The following is a 14,974-nucleotide window of genomic DNA, read 5'->3' on the forward strand; positions in this document are numbered from 1 at the left end:
CCTCCAGGTCATGAAATCTGTCCGGGGGCAACCTGAACAATATGGTTTCCCCTGGCAATGTTATCGCTTGGAAAGTGAAAAAATTTAGAGCGAACTGCTAAATAAGTGCAATTAATGCAATTTTAGCGGACGGAAGGGGCTCAACGCCATTCCTGAAGACGCGAACGAAGCCGCAGGGCGGCCTGGGAATGGATCTGGCTGACCCTGGATTCGCTGACACCCAGAACCTCGCCAATCTCCTTGAGATTCAGTTCTTCGTCATAATACAGGGCAAGGACCAGCTTTTCGCGCTCGGGCAGCCCATCGATGGCTTCGGACAGATGCTCACGGAAGTTATCCTCCTGCAGCTCTTCCGAGGGACCGGATACTTCACCCGAGGCTACTTCGATCGAGGAATCATCACCACCCTGCGTCAGATCATCAAAGCTGAACAGGCGGCTGCCACTGGCATCCTGCAGAATGGTGTAATAGGTATCGAGATCGACACCCATTTCGGCAGCAATCTCATGATCTTTGGCGTCAGTGCCGGTGCGCGCCTCAATGGCCTTGACGGCTTCGGCTACCTGCCGGTTCTTGCGGTGGACAGACCGCGGTGCCCAGTCGCCGCGCCTGATTTCGTCCAGCATGGCACCGCGAATTCGAATGCCTGCATAGGTTTCAAAACTGGCTCCCTTGCTGACATCATACTTACGGGCAGCTTCCAGCAGGCCAATCATGCCTGACTGGATCAGATCGTCGAGCTGCACGCTGGATGGCATACGCATCAACAGATGGTGCGCAATCCGCTTCACCAGCGGCGCATGCTGTATGACCAGGTCGTCTGCCCCGGCTACTTGAACGTCCTGATAAAGTGTTGCACCCATATCTCAGGCCATGCCCTGTACAAGTCGTTCCACAAAAAATTCCAACTGACCAGTTGCCTCAGTTCGCACCGGCCAACCCAGCACTTCCGACGCCAGACGTCGGTATCCATCAGCCGCTCTGCCGCCCGGATAGCTCAAAAGCACTGGCTTCTGTCTCTGCACGGCCTTGCGTACTGTCTCATCAAAGGGGATGTCACCGGCATACCGCAGATTAACATCCAGAAACTTGCTGGTAACTGCCGCAAACCGATTGAACAGGTTGCGACCTTCCTGTGGCGATCTTGTCATATTCGCCAGAATCCGGAAATCGCGCAACTGGCAATCACGGTTCAGCAACTTGACCAGTGCGTAAGCGTCCGTCATCGACGAGGGCTCATCGCATACAACAACCAGCACTTCCTGCGCCGCGCGCACAAAACTGACCACGGAGTCAGAGATGCCCGCCGCCGTGTCGATGACCAGTACATCAAGCTCATCGGACAGATCGCTGAAGGCATGAATGATGCCCGCATGCTGATTGGCGCCCATATTGACCAGCGTCTGTACGCCAGATGATGCCGGAATGATCTTGATACCCTGCGTCTCGATCATGACATCGCGCAGATCACAGACTCCCGCCATGACCTCGGCAATGGTCTTGTCGGCCTTGACGCCCATCAGGATGTCAACGTTGGCCAGTCCCAGGTCGGCATCCATCAAAACCACACGTTTGCCAGCCTGGGCCATTGCCAGACTTAAATTCACCGAAATACTGGTTTTTCCGACACCGCCCTTGCCGCCGGTTACTGCCAGTACCTGTATGGGATGCATCCCTATAAATCTCCTACCTGATCAGCCCGTGCCCTTAAATCGCGGCACGTTTTGCTGCGGCCGCTCTGCTCGGCGGCTGACTGCCAAAATTGTTCATGACGCGTGCGCGATCCACGGGCGTCGCGGCCTGAGCCCGACCCAGTGCCACCGCCCGTTTGACGAGCGCCTGCGCAGTCGCCACAGCCAGGTCATCGGGGATGGCCTGGCCAAATGTTTCGTATACTACTGGCACGGCGCGATCAATACACAGCGCCAACGCCTCGCCCATCACACAGGCTTCATCCAAGTGTGTCAGAATACACCCTGACACGCCTGCCGTCGAACAGGTTTTCCACGCCGCCTGCAGCACCTGGCCTTGAGCCGTGCAAGGCAGTACCACCCAGTTTTGAACCTGTGGCTGGTCAGCCAGCTCAGACAATTGTCGCTGCTGCTCCGGATGCCGCGATGGCAGACCTGCTGTATCGATCAAAACCAGTCGCTTGTGGGCCAGACTCTGCAGCGTATCGCCCAGTGAATGCTGATTATCAACAATCCGTACCGTTACGCCAAGTATGCGACCCAGCGTGCGCAGTTGCTCGTGGGCAGCCAGTCGGAAGCTGTCCGTGGTAACCAGCGCAACCTCTTCCGGACCATTGGCCAGCACAAACCTGGTGGCAAGTTTGGCGATGGTGGTCGTTTTACCAGCGCCGGTCGGACCCAGGAAGGCAAAAATGCCGCCGGTGCTGACAGGATCGGCACTGTGTACCGGCGTCATTTTGACCAGCGCCGATAAGGTCTGGCGCCAGAGTTGATCCAGCGTGCGGGCCTGGCCTGCCAGATCCAGCAGCCGCTGATTGATATTGCCGGGCAGGCCCATCGCCACCAGTCGCTCCCAGATCGCAGCCTGAGCTGGTGTCTGGCGGGCAAACTGATCCCAGGCCAGTCCATTCAGGCGCTGCTGCAGCAGGCTGCGAATGCTGTTCAGTTCAGAGCGCATGGCGCCAAATTCCGCTTTGCTGACCGAAGGCTCATTGGCAGCATTAAACTCCGCCGCTTTGTCAGGCGAGGCCGGCGCAGGCGTGGCCACCACCTCAACACCGCCCTCAACGCTGCGGGTTGACAGAATCGCCGCATCTTCACCAAATGCCTGGCGCACGTCCATCAGTGCTCTGCGCATATCTTTGGCCACGAATTTCTTAAGCTGCATGCTCTGCCCTCTTCGATCTCAATGTTGTTTCTGTCATTGTCCCAGTGTGGCGACAATGGTGATTTGCTTGTTGTCCGGAATTTCCTGATAGGACAACACCCGTACCCCTGACGTGGTAAATCTCACGAATCGACTCAGCGTCGGACGCAGCGGCGCGGCAACCAGCAGAACGGCAGGATTGCCGGCAATTTCCTGCCGCTGCGCAGCCTGAATCAGTGACTGCTGCAGCCTTTCTGCGATGCCAGGCTCAATAACCACGTTCTCTTCCGCCGATCCGTCACCATGCTGCATCGCCTGCTGTACTGCTTTAAGCAATATCTGTTCCAGCGAAGGATCCAGCGTAATAACCGGCAATTCCGAACGGTTTCCATAGATACCCTGGACGATCACACGCGCCAGAGAAACCCGGACAGCAGCCGTCAAAGCGGTCGGATCCTGCGTTCGGGATGCGGTCACAGCCAGCGCTTCGCCGATGGTGCGCATGTCCTTGACAGGAATATCTTCCTGCAACAGGTTCTGCAGCACCCGGCGCAGAATATTGGGATTGATCAGACTGGGCAGTTCTTCAGCCAGTTTTTTGGACGATTTACCCAGAATGGACAGCAACTCATGAACCTCGTCATGGCCCAGCAGTTCGTGGGCGTGCTTCTGCAACAGGGTATTCATGTGGGTAGCGATAACCGTGCTCGCGTCCACCACGGTGTAGCCCAGCCCCTGCACCTGTTCACGCTGGGATGGTTCGATCCAGATGGCGTCCAGTCCAAATGCGGGATCTTTGGCATTGATACCCTGGGCCTGTCCGTAGACCTGTCCCGGGTTGATGGCCATTTCGCGCTCCGGATAGATGTCAGCGCCGCCGATATTGACGCCCATCAGGTTGATGCGATATTCGTTCGGCTGCAGATCCAGGTTGTCGCGAATATGCACAGACGGCACCAGGAAACCCAGCTCCTGCGACAGCTTTTTGCGAATTCCCTTGATGCGGGCGAGCAATTGTCCGCCCTGGCTTTTATCGACCATGGGAATCAGGCGATAACCCACTTCCAGACCTACTACATCCACAGGCGTGACATCGCCCCAGCCAAGCTCCTGGGGTTCCGCGGCCTGTGCCTGCTTCTTCTCCTGATCGGCTTTCTCGACGGCCTTCTGTTCCGCGGTCGGCTGCAGCGCACGCTGACCTTTCATATAGATAAACACTGCACCACAGGCGGCCGCCAGGGCCAGCGACAGGAAGGCAAAATGCGGCATGCCCGGCACGATACCCATGACAAACAGAATGGCCGCAGCAATACCCAGCGCGCGCGGTGTCGCGAACATCTGCCCGACGACCTGGGCGCCCATCATTTCGGAGTTGTTGTTGCGGGTTACCATGATGGCAGCTGCGGTGGACAGCACCAGTGCCGGAATCTGAGCCACCAGACCGTCACCGATAGTCAGCAGTGCATAGCGCTCGGCTGCCGTGGCAAAATCCAGGCCGTGTTGCATCATGCCGATTGCCAGACCGCCCACGATGTTGATCACAAGAATCAGAATGCCGGCTATAGCATCGCCTTTAACAAACTTGCTGGCACCGTCCATCGCACCGTAAAAGTCGGCTTCCTGGGTAATGTCCTGACGACGCACCCGGGCCTGCTCCTGGTCAATGATGCCAGCATTCAGGTCAGCATCAACGGCCATCTGTTTGCCGGGCATCGCATCCAGGGTGAAACGTGCGCTTACCTCGGCGATTCGGCCCGCACCCTTGGTCACAACCACAAAATTGATGATGATCAGAATCATGAACACGATCAGACCAACCGCGTAGTTGCCACCGATCACAACCTCACCAAAGGACTCGATGACCTTACCGGCTGACGCGCCACCCTCGTGACCATTCAGCAGCACCACACGTGTGGAGGCGACGTTGAGCGCCAGGCGCAACAGTGTGGAAACCAGCAGAATGGTCGGGAACACCGCGAAGTCCAGTGGACGCATGGCGTAGACGGCCACGCACAGCACAACCAGTGCGATGGTGATGTTGAAAGTGAAGAAAACGTCCAGCAAAAACGGCGGAATCGGCAGCGTCATCATCGCCAGGATGACCAGCAGCAACACCGGGATACCCAGGTTGCCGTCGGTAAAACTGCGCGCGTTTGACATCAACGTGCCGCGATTCATGTTATTGCCGATATTCATCATCGCTGTTGCGAAGTTCCTGTGACGGATAACTGTCACTTACCAGTATCCGCGGTCGAATTATTGACGCTTTTCTGAGCCAGCACCGCCAAACCAGGGGTTTGTCTGGTGCTGTTCAGCTATTACACAGGGGTATCGCAAGAGTCGTGCCAGTATAGGCACCAGCTTCAGATCAATATCAGTTCGGCGCGTCCGGGTCAGGCGTTATGCCGTCACGGCGCAACTCTTCAGGTACAGTCAACTTCGTCAGATCAACTGCTTTGGGCTTGGGACCGCTGCCACGTGCGTGCTGCCGCAGCTGGAAGACATAGGCAAGCACCTGCGCAACGGCCTTGTACAGACCTTCAGGTATCTCATCTTCAAGCTTGGTGTTGTAGTAGATGGCTCGCGCCAGGACCGGCGCCTCGACAATGGGAATCTTGTTCTCTGTCGCCACTTCTCGGATACGCAGTGCCATATGATCAATACCCTTGGCCACCAATGTCGGGGCACCCTGCCCTCCGCCCTGCTGATATTTCAGAGCCACCGCGTAGTGCTGCGGGTTGGTGATGACCACGTCTGCCTGTGGCAGCTCCTTGAACATCTTGTTCTGTGACATCTGGTACTGCAGCTGACGTATACGCTGCTTCACCTCAGGCTTGCCCTCGGTGTCCTTCATCTCGTCCTTGACCTGTTGGTGCGTCATACGCAGCTTCTGGGTATGCGAGTGAATCTGAAACGGTATATCCACCATGGTGATCAGAATCATCGCGCAGGACATTGCCAGCACAGACCAGCCGATGATGCTGAGAGCATGCGCGATCGCAGGCACAGTCGGCTCCTGCTGAATGGCCATGATGCTGTCCATATTCATGAAAAACAGCAACAGGGCAATGCCAGCCACCACCAGTACTTTGGCGGCGGCTTTGGCCAGCTCAACCAGAGCCTTGGGACCAAACATGCGCTTGAGACCGGACATCGGGTTCATCCTGCTGGCCTTGGGCATCACGGCCTTAAAAGTAAAGTTCCAGCCGCCAAGCCCTATCGGCCCAAGAAACGCGGCCAGCAACAGCAGTGAAAAAACCGGCAACAAGAGCCGCAGCCCCTCCATGATTGACACATCAAGAAAACGCAGCATCGCGGTGGTGTCAAAAATGGATTCGCGTGGCACATCGAAGTTGTAGTTCATCATATCGATGACGGACTGTCCCATGGAACCACCGAACACCAGCATGCCGCCCACGCCAGTCAGCAGAATGGCCATGGTATTCAGCTCCCGGGAGCGGACGGTGTCGCCTTCTTCTCGAGCCTTTTCAAGTTGTTTCGGGGTGGGGTCCTGGGTCTTTTCTGCCGAGGAGTCCTGTTCTTCAGCCATACAGTACCTCCTGCGTCAGATGGGCTGCATCAGCGCCCGCATGCGAATGAAAGCCTCGGCAAAAATTGCCTCGGTGGCGTCGAGAAAATATGACATACACAACCAGATAACAAACAGACCAAACATCAGCGCAATGGGAAAACCCAGTGCAAAAATGTTCATCTGCGGTGCTGCTCGCGTCATGATGCCGAATGCAAAATTGGTCATCAGCAGGGCTGTCAATGCTGGCAGCGCCAACAGCAGCGCGCTGGAAAATGCCCAGCTGATGGTGCTGATCAGTTGATAATACACACTTGTGTCCAGACCTGAACTGGACACCGGGATCAACTCAAAGCTCTCAACCAGAATTTCTATCATCACCAGATGTCCGTCGAAACTGACAAACAGAATCGTGACAAACATCATGTAAAACGTACTTAGAATCGCAACGTTGATGCCATTGGCCGGATCCACCATCGATGCGAAACCCAGCCCCATCTGCATGGCAATCAACTGTCCCAGCAACACAAAAATCTGAAACACAATCTGCAGGAAAAAACCCAGCGCCACACCAATCAGCACCTGCTGGGCCACTATCAGCATCGCACTGACTGATACACCCTCTACGGCCGGCATTGGCGGCAAGGTAGGTGCAACAATCAGGGCAAGCGCAACAGCCAGAATCAATCGTACACGTTGCGGCAGAAAGTTGGAGCCCAGTACCGGCGCCGCCAGCATAAAACCCATAATGCGGAACAGCGGCCACATGAAGCTGCCAATCCACGCACCGATTTCTGCGTCGGTGAACGACAACACTGCCCTACCCCACCATACTGGGAATGCTGAGAATCAGGCGCTCGGCGTAGTCCAGAATCTGACTCAACAGCCAGGGCCCGGTGGCAATAATGACCACCAGAGTCACCAGCAGACGAGGCAGAAAACTCAGCGTCTGCTCGTTGATCTGTGTGGCAGCCTGGAAGGTACTGATCACCAGACCGACCACCAGGCTGGGCATTACAATCACAGCCACCAGCAGCACGATCAGCCACATTGCGTCCCGCCAAACCATCACCGCTACATCAGGGGTCATACGTCACACTCCATCAGCCAGCTATTGGCCAAAACTCATCGCCAGCGTTCCCATGATCATTGCCCAGCCATCGACCAGAACAAACAGCATGATCTTGAAAGGCAACGAAATAATAATCGGCGAGAGCATCATCATACCCATCGCCATCAAGACACTGGCTACCACCAGGTCGATTACCAGAAACGGTATAAACAGCAGAAAACCTATCTGGAATGCTGTCTTCAGTTCGCTGGTTACAAATGCCGGAATCAAAACAGTCAGCGGCACTTCGTCAATGCTGCTTACCGGATCCATATTGGAAAGCTCCATGAACAGCTGAAGGTCAGACTCACGTGTCTGTGCTGACATAAAACTGCGGAACGGAATCTCCGCCTGCGCCAGCGCTTCGGTGGCACCGAGCTCTTCATTGATGTATGGCTGCAGCGCATTCTCATTTACCTGCTGCAGGACTGGCGCCATGATAAAAATAGACAGAAACAGTGCCAGTCCCAGCAGGATCTGATTCGACGGCGTCTGCTGCAGACCCAGTGCCTGTCGCAGGATGGCGAACACCACAATAATGCGTGTGAACGAGGTCATCATCATGGCCAGCGCCGGCAACAGTGTCAGCGCGGTCATGATGAACAGAATCTGCAGCGTCACCGAATACTGCTGCGAGCCATCCTGACCGGTGGTGACACTGAGTGCCGGAATACCACCGAGCCCGCCCAGGCCATTGTCCTGCTGGGCGTTAGTCTCTGCCGGCTGGAGGGTTGAGGTCTGCTGTGCCACCGATGGTGCGCTGACCAGCAGCGCAGCAAGGCACAACAGAACAAACAGAATGTATCTGGTTTTTGCGAATGTCATTGGGTAGCGCTCAGGGCTTTTTGTGCAAAGCATTTTTCAGAATGGTCTGAAAGCCGCTGGTGTCAGGTGTGCCAGGTGTCTGGCTTAGTACTGGCTCATCAAATACATGCAGAAGATTCACATTGCCCGGCGCAACACCCAGCAACAACTGCTTGTCACCGACCTGCACCAGGGCAACGCGTTCGCGGTTACCTACCGGCAGCGCACTGATCACTTTCATGCCCTGCCCGCCAAAGCCGGTGGCGCCAGAGAAGCGCCTCGCCACCCAGGCCAGGGCCAGGATCAGACCAATGATGACCATCAGCCAGAGAACGGTCTGGGCGACTGCGCTGGCACCGCCCGCTCCGAGCATCGCCGTCTGTGTGGCAGCCTGTTCCGCTGCCTGTGTCATGTTCTCTGCCATGGTCCGCTTACCCGCTTAACGCAGTTTCTTGATTCGTTCTGACGGACTGATCACGTCGGTCATGCGGATACCGAACTTGTCGTTCACCACGACCACTTCGCCATGCGCAATCAGGGTTCCGTTGACAAGCACGTCCAGAGGTTCACCCGCCAGCCGGTCCAGCTCGATCACCGATCCCTGATTGAGTTGCAGCAGGTTACGAATGGTGATGGCTGTACTGCCGACTTCCATGGAAATGCGTACCGGAATATCCAGAATCACATCCAGATCAGGAGACGCACCATTAGCCTTGCTCTGGTCCGCGCCGTTGCTGTTCGCCTGCGCAGCCACCTTGGACTGCTTGCCCGAACCGGCACTCTCTTCTTCCATGGCCTGTGCCCACTCGTCCGCCATATCCTGTTCATCTTTGCTCATGCCATTCTCCTCGTTCGTGCCTGGTTTTCGAAACCACGCTAGTCTTCAATACCGCGATAGATGCCTTCGACTCTCAGTGCCAGATTACCGTTGGATGTGCCCACCCGCGTTTCAAACAACGGGACACCATTGGCTTTCAACACAACCGTTTCAGGCATCTCCACCGGAATGATGTCGCCCTCTTCCAGGTCAACAACATCACGCAGTGTTATCTCACGCTCAAACACATCACAGGTGAAATTGACTGTGGCATGTTTGATCTGTTCTTTCAGTGCCTTGCCCCAGCGCTCATCGTGTTCATCGACGTCGCTCTGCATACCGGCGTCCAGCAGTTCACGGATCGGTTCGATCATTGAGTAAGGCTGGGTAATGTGGATGTCACCACCACCACCGTCCAGTTCCACATGGAAGCTGCTCACCACCACGACTTCACTGGGGCTGACGATGTTGGACATTGACGGATTGACTTCAGAGCGCAGGTGATCGAACTCCAGCTTGTAGACATTGCGCCAGGCTTCGCCAAGATCCACAAAGATCTGGTTCAGAACCATTTGCACAACACGCAGCTCGGTCGGAGTAAATTCACGACCCTCAATCTTGGCGTGACGACCATCACCACCAAAGTAGTTGTCTACCAGTTTGAAAACCAGTTTGGCATCCAGCACGATCAGCGCAGTACCGCGCAGTGGACGAAACTTAACCAGATTCAGACTGGTCGGTACATACAGCGTATGCAGGTATTCACCAAACTTGGTGATCTGCACACCGCCCAGCGATACATCCGCAGAGCGACGCAGAAGGTTGAACAGGCTGATACGGGTATAGCGGGCAAAACGCTCGTTGATCATTTCCAGCGTAGGCATACGCCCACGCACAATCCGGTCCTGACTGGTCAGGTCATAGGCACGGACGGTACCCGGATCATCAAGTGAATCCTCTTCCAGAGCGCCTTCATCAACGCCGTGGAGGAGCGCATCAATTTCGTCTTGCGATAACAGATCCTGCATCAGGATATCCCCAACAAGCTATTGCATTACAAAGCTGGTAAACAGAACTTCTTCAATTCCCGGGCGACCGATCTCACGTTCCAGCACCTGCCGGACTTCAGCAGTGGCCAGCTCGCGCAGGGCCTCGATGCCCGACGGATCTTCAAAAACCAGAATCAACTGCGCGCTGAACAGATTGTTGAGCGCATGCCTGACAGCCGGCATGTGCAGCCTCAGGGCCTCCAGAGCAGCAGCATCACGACTCATCACGCTGATCTCAGCCTGCAGGTAGCGCTGGCGACCCTGGTAGGGAAAGTTCACAACAAACGGCGGCGCCAGACTCTGGTACTGCATGGGCTCCAGTGGCGCGGCCTCTGTCTCTGTCTCTTCGCCCTCTGCTGTCGCCGTTTCAGCATCACCCGGTGCCAGCAGGAAGAACCATGCCGCTCCGCCACCAGCGCCAATCAGCACCAGCAGTAAAATTATGATTAGCATGAGCTTGTTTCTGGCGCCTTTCTTTTGCGCCTTTTCCTGGGATTCCAGATCGTCGTCAGCCATTATTTCCTCGTTTTGTAACGGTTTGCTGCCGCACAGTCATCTTGTGACGTCGATATGACGCTCACGTTTACCAGTGGGGAAGCAATCCTTGTGCCAGTATTAACCAGGCTTGCGGAGTGGAAGGTAAGTTTAAAGTTTTCAATTATATAGCGAATGGTGCGGGCGCACCAAGGACGAAGTATTAACGATTCCAGCGCAGCAAGCGCCAATTTTGTGACGTCAAAAAAATCCGGGAGTATGCAGTCGCGGCGGGATTCTGTGTACTTACGCCTCCCGCCGCCAACCTCAATGGCAATTAAACATGTTCATCAACCAGGTGCAGGCTGCGCGCCGGAATATTGGCAAGTGCTTCTGCGCTATCCCGATCGCTGTCGAGCTCGCCGCCCGAATGTCGCGAACCACGTCCATCCTGTCCATGCCCATCCCCTTGTGCAGACGTCTGCTGATCAGAGACTGTCACATCAAGCAGATCAATTCCTTCGTTGCGGAACAGATCCTGAAGCCGCGGAATCTGGGCGTCCAGCGCATCGCGCACCATGGCATGCTGGCTGACAAAATTCACGGTAGCCGACTGATCAACCATCTGTACGCGAACGGTCAGGGTACCGAGCTCTGGTGGATCCAGACGAATCTGCGCACTGTTAATGCCATTGGCAGTCATGACCATCAGCTGCCGCGCAACGTTATCGCCCCAGCCGGCCTGACCAAAGCTGCCAACCTGCAGCATCAGACTGGAGTCAGCGCCACGCGCGGCTGGTGCCATGCTCGCAGCATTGCTCAGTGTCGCGGCGGACTGTGAATTCGCACGGCGCTGGTCAGCCGCACCAAACAGTTCAGCAGCAAGTTCCTGCGCAGTCGGGGTTGCCGACTTAAGCAGGCTGGCTTCCTGGCGTGCAGGTGAATTGCTATCCGTCCCCGCCGACTCAGCCATGACCTGCTCAATTGCCAGGCTCAAGTTCCCGCCTGCGGGTGTCATGGACTCACTGACGGTGAATCCGACGGCCGCCTGCAGCGGGCCTGCCGTTGCAGAGCCAGGTGTAGTCGTTCCGGCATCAGCGCCCCGTCTGTTGGCCGACGAAAGATGCTCAGCCAGGGTTGAGCGCCTGGACTCGGCTGGCGGCGCCCCCGGAATCGCTGCATCGACGGATGCGGTCACCACCGTGGCTGCTGCGCTTTTCTCAGTACTGGTGCTTAGCTGCGGTGTGCTCAGACCATCGTCTGCCGTCAGAGGTTCAGAGCCAACCGACTGACTCGCAGCGCTGGTGTTGGCAGCCAGCGGATTGCTTGCCTCAGTGCCGACAGTCTGCAGCGTCGCGCTAGCAGCTGCCCCACCAGGCGTCGAGGCACCCGGCTGGACTGCGGACAAATCGGGCGCAGCTGGCTGTGGCTGTGAATTCTGCAGGCCTACTGCCTGATTAGCTGCAAGCGTCGCGCCTGCATTGTCGGCAGCGAGTGATGCTGCCGCTTCATTTGTCTGTGCGGCTGCCGCCGCCGCTTCGCTGGCAGCAGAAGCCAGCGCTGCCTGCGACGAGATCGCTTCGCTTATCCGGGCTGCCTTATCGGCTGTCGCATTACTGACGACAGCAGAAACTGTCTGATCGCCTCGGGACTGAACGGCATCAAGGCTCAGCTTAAGGCCTGGCAATGGCGCTGAAGTCTGGGCGGTAGTCGCAACGCCAGCAGATGATAAAACGTCAGTCGCCGATGTGGCAGTTGCCGGCGAACTCTGAGCCGGTGTGCCCAACTCTGCCGACATCGATCTCGCCGAGCCGGACGGTTCCAGTCCGGCCAGCAGAGCGGCAAGCTGTTGAGGCAAATTCTGACCGTCCTGCCATGCCGCTTCCGGCAATTGTTTTCCGTCAACCAGGAATTGCTGTGCCAGTTGCGTAAGTTCGTCCAGCGTCCATGGCTGAGCCTGCGCGCCGGGTTCGCCCGTCATCAGCAGCGATCCGCCTGGCTGCTGTGAGACTGTGCTCAATGCGCTGCCGTTCTGTGCGAACCAGTCAGCATTGCTAACTTCGGATGCCAGCAAAGACTGCAGGTCGTGCAGGAAAGTGCGAGCAAATTCACTGTCTTCCCCCGGCTTGTCTGGGTTTGCTGTGTCCAGCCGGGACAACATCTCGCTGATTCTAGCGCGCGCGTCCTCGCTGCTGTGCTCACCGGAAAGAAGCGATGAGGCGGAACCTTCGACGGGCGCAAGGGCAGGGCTGCGATCGTTTGCCGACTTCGTGGCTGGCATGATCGCGCCTGACAAAAACTGCATAAATTCATTGGCTGACAACATGGAGAGCTTCCTGTAACTCATTTCACTGGAAAGTATGAGCAAGAAGCTTGCCAAGAGATGGTGCGGTGCAGATGCCCTGAAGCTTAACGCCAGCCACCGCCAGGACGGCGGCGTGCGTATTCGTCGTGGTTGCGCTGTTCATTGCGTGCCTGTGCTTTCTCTGCCTCAAGCTGCAAACGACCCAGCATTTTTTCCAGGCTCTTGTGACGGATATCGAGCTGCTGCCATTTACGATGACAGGCCGCCACTTCCTGTTCAAAATGTGCAATGACTGTTTTTTGATGAGTCATGGCATTATCGAGCTGACGATTGAAGCCGTCGAACAGTCGCAGCCGATCAACTGACATGCCCTGCTTGCCGGCACTCTGTAATCGTTCACGATAGTCCTGCTGATAGTCACCCAGCTGAGTCAGCTTTTGCTGCTCTGCCTGCAGTCGCTGCTGCGCCATGGCCAGCATGCGGCCAGCCTTGTCGGCCTCGAGCTCGGCAATCCGCAGTACCGGCTGCATGCGTTTGACGCGCTGCATCAGCGACTGCCACCCGCCTGATCAGGACTCTGGCGATCCCGTCCACCCAGCGTACGGCCTGGTGCAGAAGCGACACTGTTTTGACTGTCACGCGGAGGCATCTGGGTTACATTGCTGGCAGCGCCGTCCGCGCCAGGTCGACTGCCTGGCATGGTTCTGGTGGGTGGCGCGATGGCGCGTCCCAGACGAAGCACGGCCTCACTCAGGGCAACGCTTTCGGTCAGCCCCTGTTGCAGGAACTGACGCAGGTGCGGCATGCGCTCAATGGCAAAATCGATATCGCGGTCAGCGCCCATGGTGTAAGCCCCGACACTTATCAGATCACGATTCTGCTGATAGCGGGAATAGGTGCGCTTGAACAACTGCGCTTTGGCCAGATGGTCGGCACTGACCACGGCCGGCATGACACGACTGATAGAGGCTTCCACATCAATGGCCGGATAGTGGCCCTGCTCGGCCAGTGCCCGCGACAGTACAATGTGACCATCCAGAATCGCACGTGACGAGTCTGCAATTGGATCCTGCTGGTCGTCACCCTCGGTCAGTACGGTATAAAACGCGGTGATTGTACCTTCGCCCTGATCGGCATTACCGGCGCGTTCCACCAGTTGCGGAATGCGCGCGAACACCGATGGCGGATAACCCTTGGTCGCCGGTGGTTCACCAATCGCCAGCGCGATCTCACGCTGAGCCATGGCATAACGTGTCAGTGAATCCATCAGCAGCAAAACGTCTTTGCCCTGATCACGAAAGCCCTCGGCAATCCGGGTAGTCACGGTCGCCGCCCGCAGTCGCATCAACGGCGAGTCGTCGGCCGGTGACGCCACAACCACAGAGCGGCGCAGCCCCTCTTCGCCGAGGATTTCATCAATAAATTCTTTAACCTCACGGCCCCGTTCACCAATCAGGCCAACCACAATCACATCCGCTTCAGTAAAGCGCGTCATCATGCCCAGCAGCACTGATTTACCGACACCAGAGCCGGCAAACAAACCAATACGCTGGCCTTTGCCCACCGTCAACAGGCCGTTGATGGCCGCAATACCCACGTCCAGAGTCTGCTTGATCGGCTGGCGTTTCAGCGGGTTGATACTGCGTTCTGGACCGGCCGGACGGCATTCCTTGATGGACAGCGGTCCGTGGCCATCAATGGGCTCGCCGAAACCGTTCAGAACACGACCCAGCAGCCCATCACCCACCCACAGGCTTTCTGTGGCAGGTGCCGGCACGATACGGGCACCAGGCTGCAGGCCTTCAACACTGTACAGCGGCATTAAAAAGATACGTGGACCGTCAAAGCCAACCACTTCGGCTTCAATATCCCTGCCGCTGGGGTGAGCAACCAGACAACGACTACCCAGCGACACGTTGCAGCCAACGGCTTCCAGTGTGAGACCGACTACGCGGGTCAGACGTCCGACAATAACCGGCTCAATGGCCAGCGGACGATCGGGACGATAACAGCGCAGTCGCTGCGCCAGACTCTGACGCTGAAACAC

General features: G+C 56.8%; 13 protein-coding genes and 2 pseudogenes. All 15 read right to left on the minus strand.

The genetic code is table 11. The annotated features are described in order from the left end of the window. Positions 1-140 precede the first annotated feature (140 nt). Entirely contained in the window at positions 141-863 is a 723-nt protein-coding gene (locus LVD14_RS11750) for an RNA polymerase sigma factor FliA (RefSeq protein WP_237134262.1), read from the minus strand. A 3-nt stretch (positions 864-866) separates the two neighbouring features. After that, the gene (locus LVD14_RS11755) at positions 867-1,679 is read right to left on the minus strand and encodes a MinD/ParA family protein (RefSeq protein WP_317622734.1); all 813 of its coding nucleotides are present in this window, start codon (positions 1,677-1,679) and stop codon (positions 867-869) included. Between the two features lie 28 nt (positions 1,680-1,707). Next, entirely contained in the window at positions 1,708-2,859 is a 1,152-nt protein-coding gene (flhF, locus tag LVD14_RS11760) for a flagellar biosynthesis protein FlhF (RefSeq protein WP_237134264.1), read from the minus strand. Between the two features lie 33 nt (positions 2,860-2,892). After that, a complete protein-coding gene (gene flhA, locus LVD14_RS11765) occupies positions 2,893-5,016 on the minus strand; it encodes a flagellar biosynthesis protein FlhA (protein ID WP_237134667.1) in 2,124 nt (707 codons plus the stop codon). A gap of 196 nt (positions 5,017-5,212) precedes the next feature. Beyond that, the gene (gene flhB, locus LVD14_RS11770) at positions 5,213-6,388 is read right to left on the minus strand and encodes a flagellar biosynthesis protein FlhB (protein WP_237134265.1); all 1,176 of its coding nucleotides are present in this window, start codon (positions 6,386-6,388) and stop codon (positions 5,213-5,215) included. A 15-nt stretch (positions 6,389-6,403) separates the two neighbouring features. Then, a complete protein-coding gene (gene fliR, locus LVD14_RS11775; protein ID WP_237134266.1) occupies positions 6,404-7,183 on the minus strand; it encodes a flagellar biosynthetic protein FliR in 780 nt (259 codons plus the stop codon). A 4-nt stretch (positions 7,184-7,187) separates the two neighbouring features. Further along, positions 7,188-7,457 carry a flagellar biosynthesis protein FliQ gene (gene fliQ / locus LVD14_RS11780; protein ID WP_237134267.1) on the minus strand — a complete coding sequence of 90 codons (270 nt, stop codon included), beginning with the start codon at positions 7,455-7,457 and terminating at the stop codon, positions 7,188-7,190. 21 nt (positions 7,458-7,478) lie between these two features. Further along, positions 7,479-8,150, minus strand: a pseudogene (fliP, locus tag LVD14_RS11785) (flagellar type III secretion system pore protein FliP); the annotation flags it as partial. A gap of 163 nt (positions 8,151-8,313) precedes the next feature. Further along, on the minus strand, positions 8,314-8,706 hold the full coding sequence (gene fliO, locus LVD14_RS11790) for a flagellar biosynthetic protein FliO (protein ID WP_237134268.1): 393 nt from the start codon (positions 8,704-8,706) through the stop codon (positions 8,314-8,316). A 15-nt stretch (positions 8,707-8,721) separates the two neighbouring features. Then, entirely contained in the window at positions 8,722-9,120 is a 399-nt protein-coding gene (gene fliN / locus LVD14_RS11795) for a flagellar motor switch protein FliN (protein WP_237134269.1), read from the minus strand. A gap of 38 nt (positions 9,121-9,158) precedes the next feature. Continuing rightward, the gene (gene fliM, locus LVD14_RS11800; RefSeq protein ID WP_317622153.1) at positions 9,159-10,133 is read right to left on the minus strand and encodes a flagellar motor switch protein FliM; all 975 of its coding nucleotides are present in this window, start codon (positions 10,131-10,133) and stop codon (positions 9,159-9,161) included. Between the two features lie 12 nt (positions 10,134-10,145). Beyond that, positions 10,146-10,664: a flagellar basal body-associated FliL family protein gene (locus LVD14_RS11805; RefSeq protein ID WP_237134271.1), complete on the minus strand. Its 519-nt coding sequence runs from the start codon at positions 10,662-10,664 to the stop codon at positions 10,146-10,148. A gap of 295 nt (positions 10,665-10,959) precedes the next feature. Then, on the minus strand, positions 10,960-12,948 hold the full coding sequence (locus LVD14_RS11810; RefSeq protein ID WP_237134272.1) for a flagellar hook-length control protein FliK: 1,989 nt from the start codon (positions 12,946-12,948) through the stop codon (positions 10,960-10,962). An 83-nt stretch (positions 12,949-13,031) separates the two neighbouring features. Beyond that, entirely contained in the window at positions 13,032-13,475 is a 444-nt protein-coding gene (fliJ, locus tag LVD14_RS11815; protein ID WP_237134273.1) for a flagellar export protein FliJ, read from the minus strand. Between the two features lie 164 nt (positions 13,476-13,639). Then, positions 13,640-14,974 (minus strand): annotated as a pseudogene (gene fliI / locus LVD14_RS11820) (flagellar protein export ATPase FliI); the annotation flags it as partial.

Source organism: Pseudohongiella sp. O18 (assembly GCF_021729085.1).
Taxonomy (GTDB): Bacteria; Pseudomonadota; Gammaproteobacteria; order Pseudomonadales; family Pseudohongiellaceae; genus Pseudohongiella.

Coding starts and splice junctions, on each gene's coding strand:
- flhF (WP_237134264.1), bottom strand. CDS start 2,859: ATGCAGCTTAAGAAATTCGTGGCCAAAGATATGCGCAGAGCACTGATG.
- LVD14_RS11750 (WP_237134262.1), bottom strand. CDS start 863: ATGGGTGCAACACTTTATCAGGACGTTCAAGTAGCCGGGGCAGACGAC.
- LVD14_RS11810 (WP_237134272.1), bottom strand. CDS start 12,948: ATGTTGTCAGCCAATGAATTTATGCAGTTTTTGTCAGGCGCGATCATG.
- fliO (WP_237134268.1), bottom strand. CDS start 8,706: ATGGCAGAGAACATGACACAGGCAGCGGAACAGGCTGCCACACAGACG.
- flhB (WP_237134265.1), bottom strand. CDS start 6,388: ATGGCTGAAGAACAGGACTCCTCGGCAGAAAAGACCCAGGACCCCACC.
- fliJ (WP_237134273.1), bottom strand. CDS start 13,475: ATGCAGCGCGTCAAACGCATGCAGCCGGTACTGCGGATTGCCGAGCTC.
- LVD14_RS11805 (WP_237134271.1), bottom strand. CDS start 10,664: ATGGCTGACGACGATCTGGAATCCCAGGAAAAGGCGCAAAAGAAAGGC.
- fliN (WP_237134269.1), bottom strand. CDS start 9,120: ATGAGCAAAGATGAACAGGATATGGCGGACGAGTGGGCACAGGCCATG.
- fliQ (WP_237134267.1), bottom strand. CDS start 7,457: ATGACCCCTGATGTAGCGGTGATGGTTTGGCGGGACGCAATGTGGCTG.
- flhA (WP_237134667.1), bottom strand. CDS start 5,016: ATGAATCGCGGCACGTTGATGTCAAACGCGCGCAGTTTTACCGACGGC.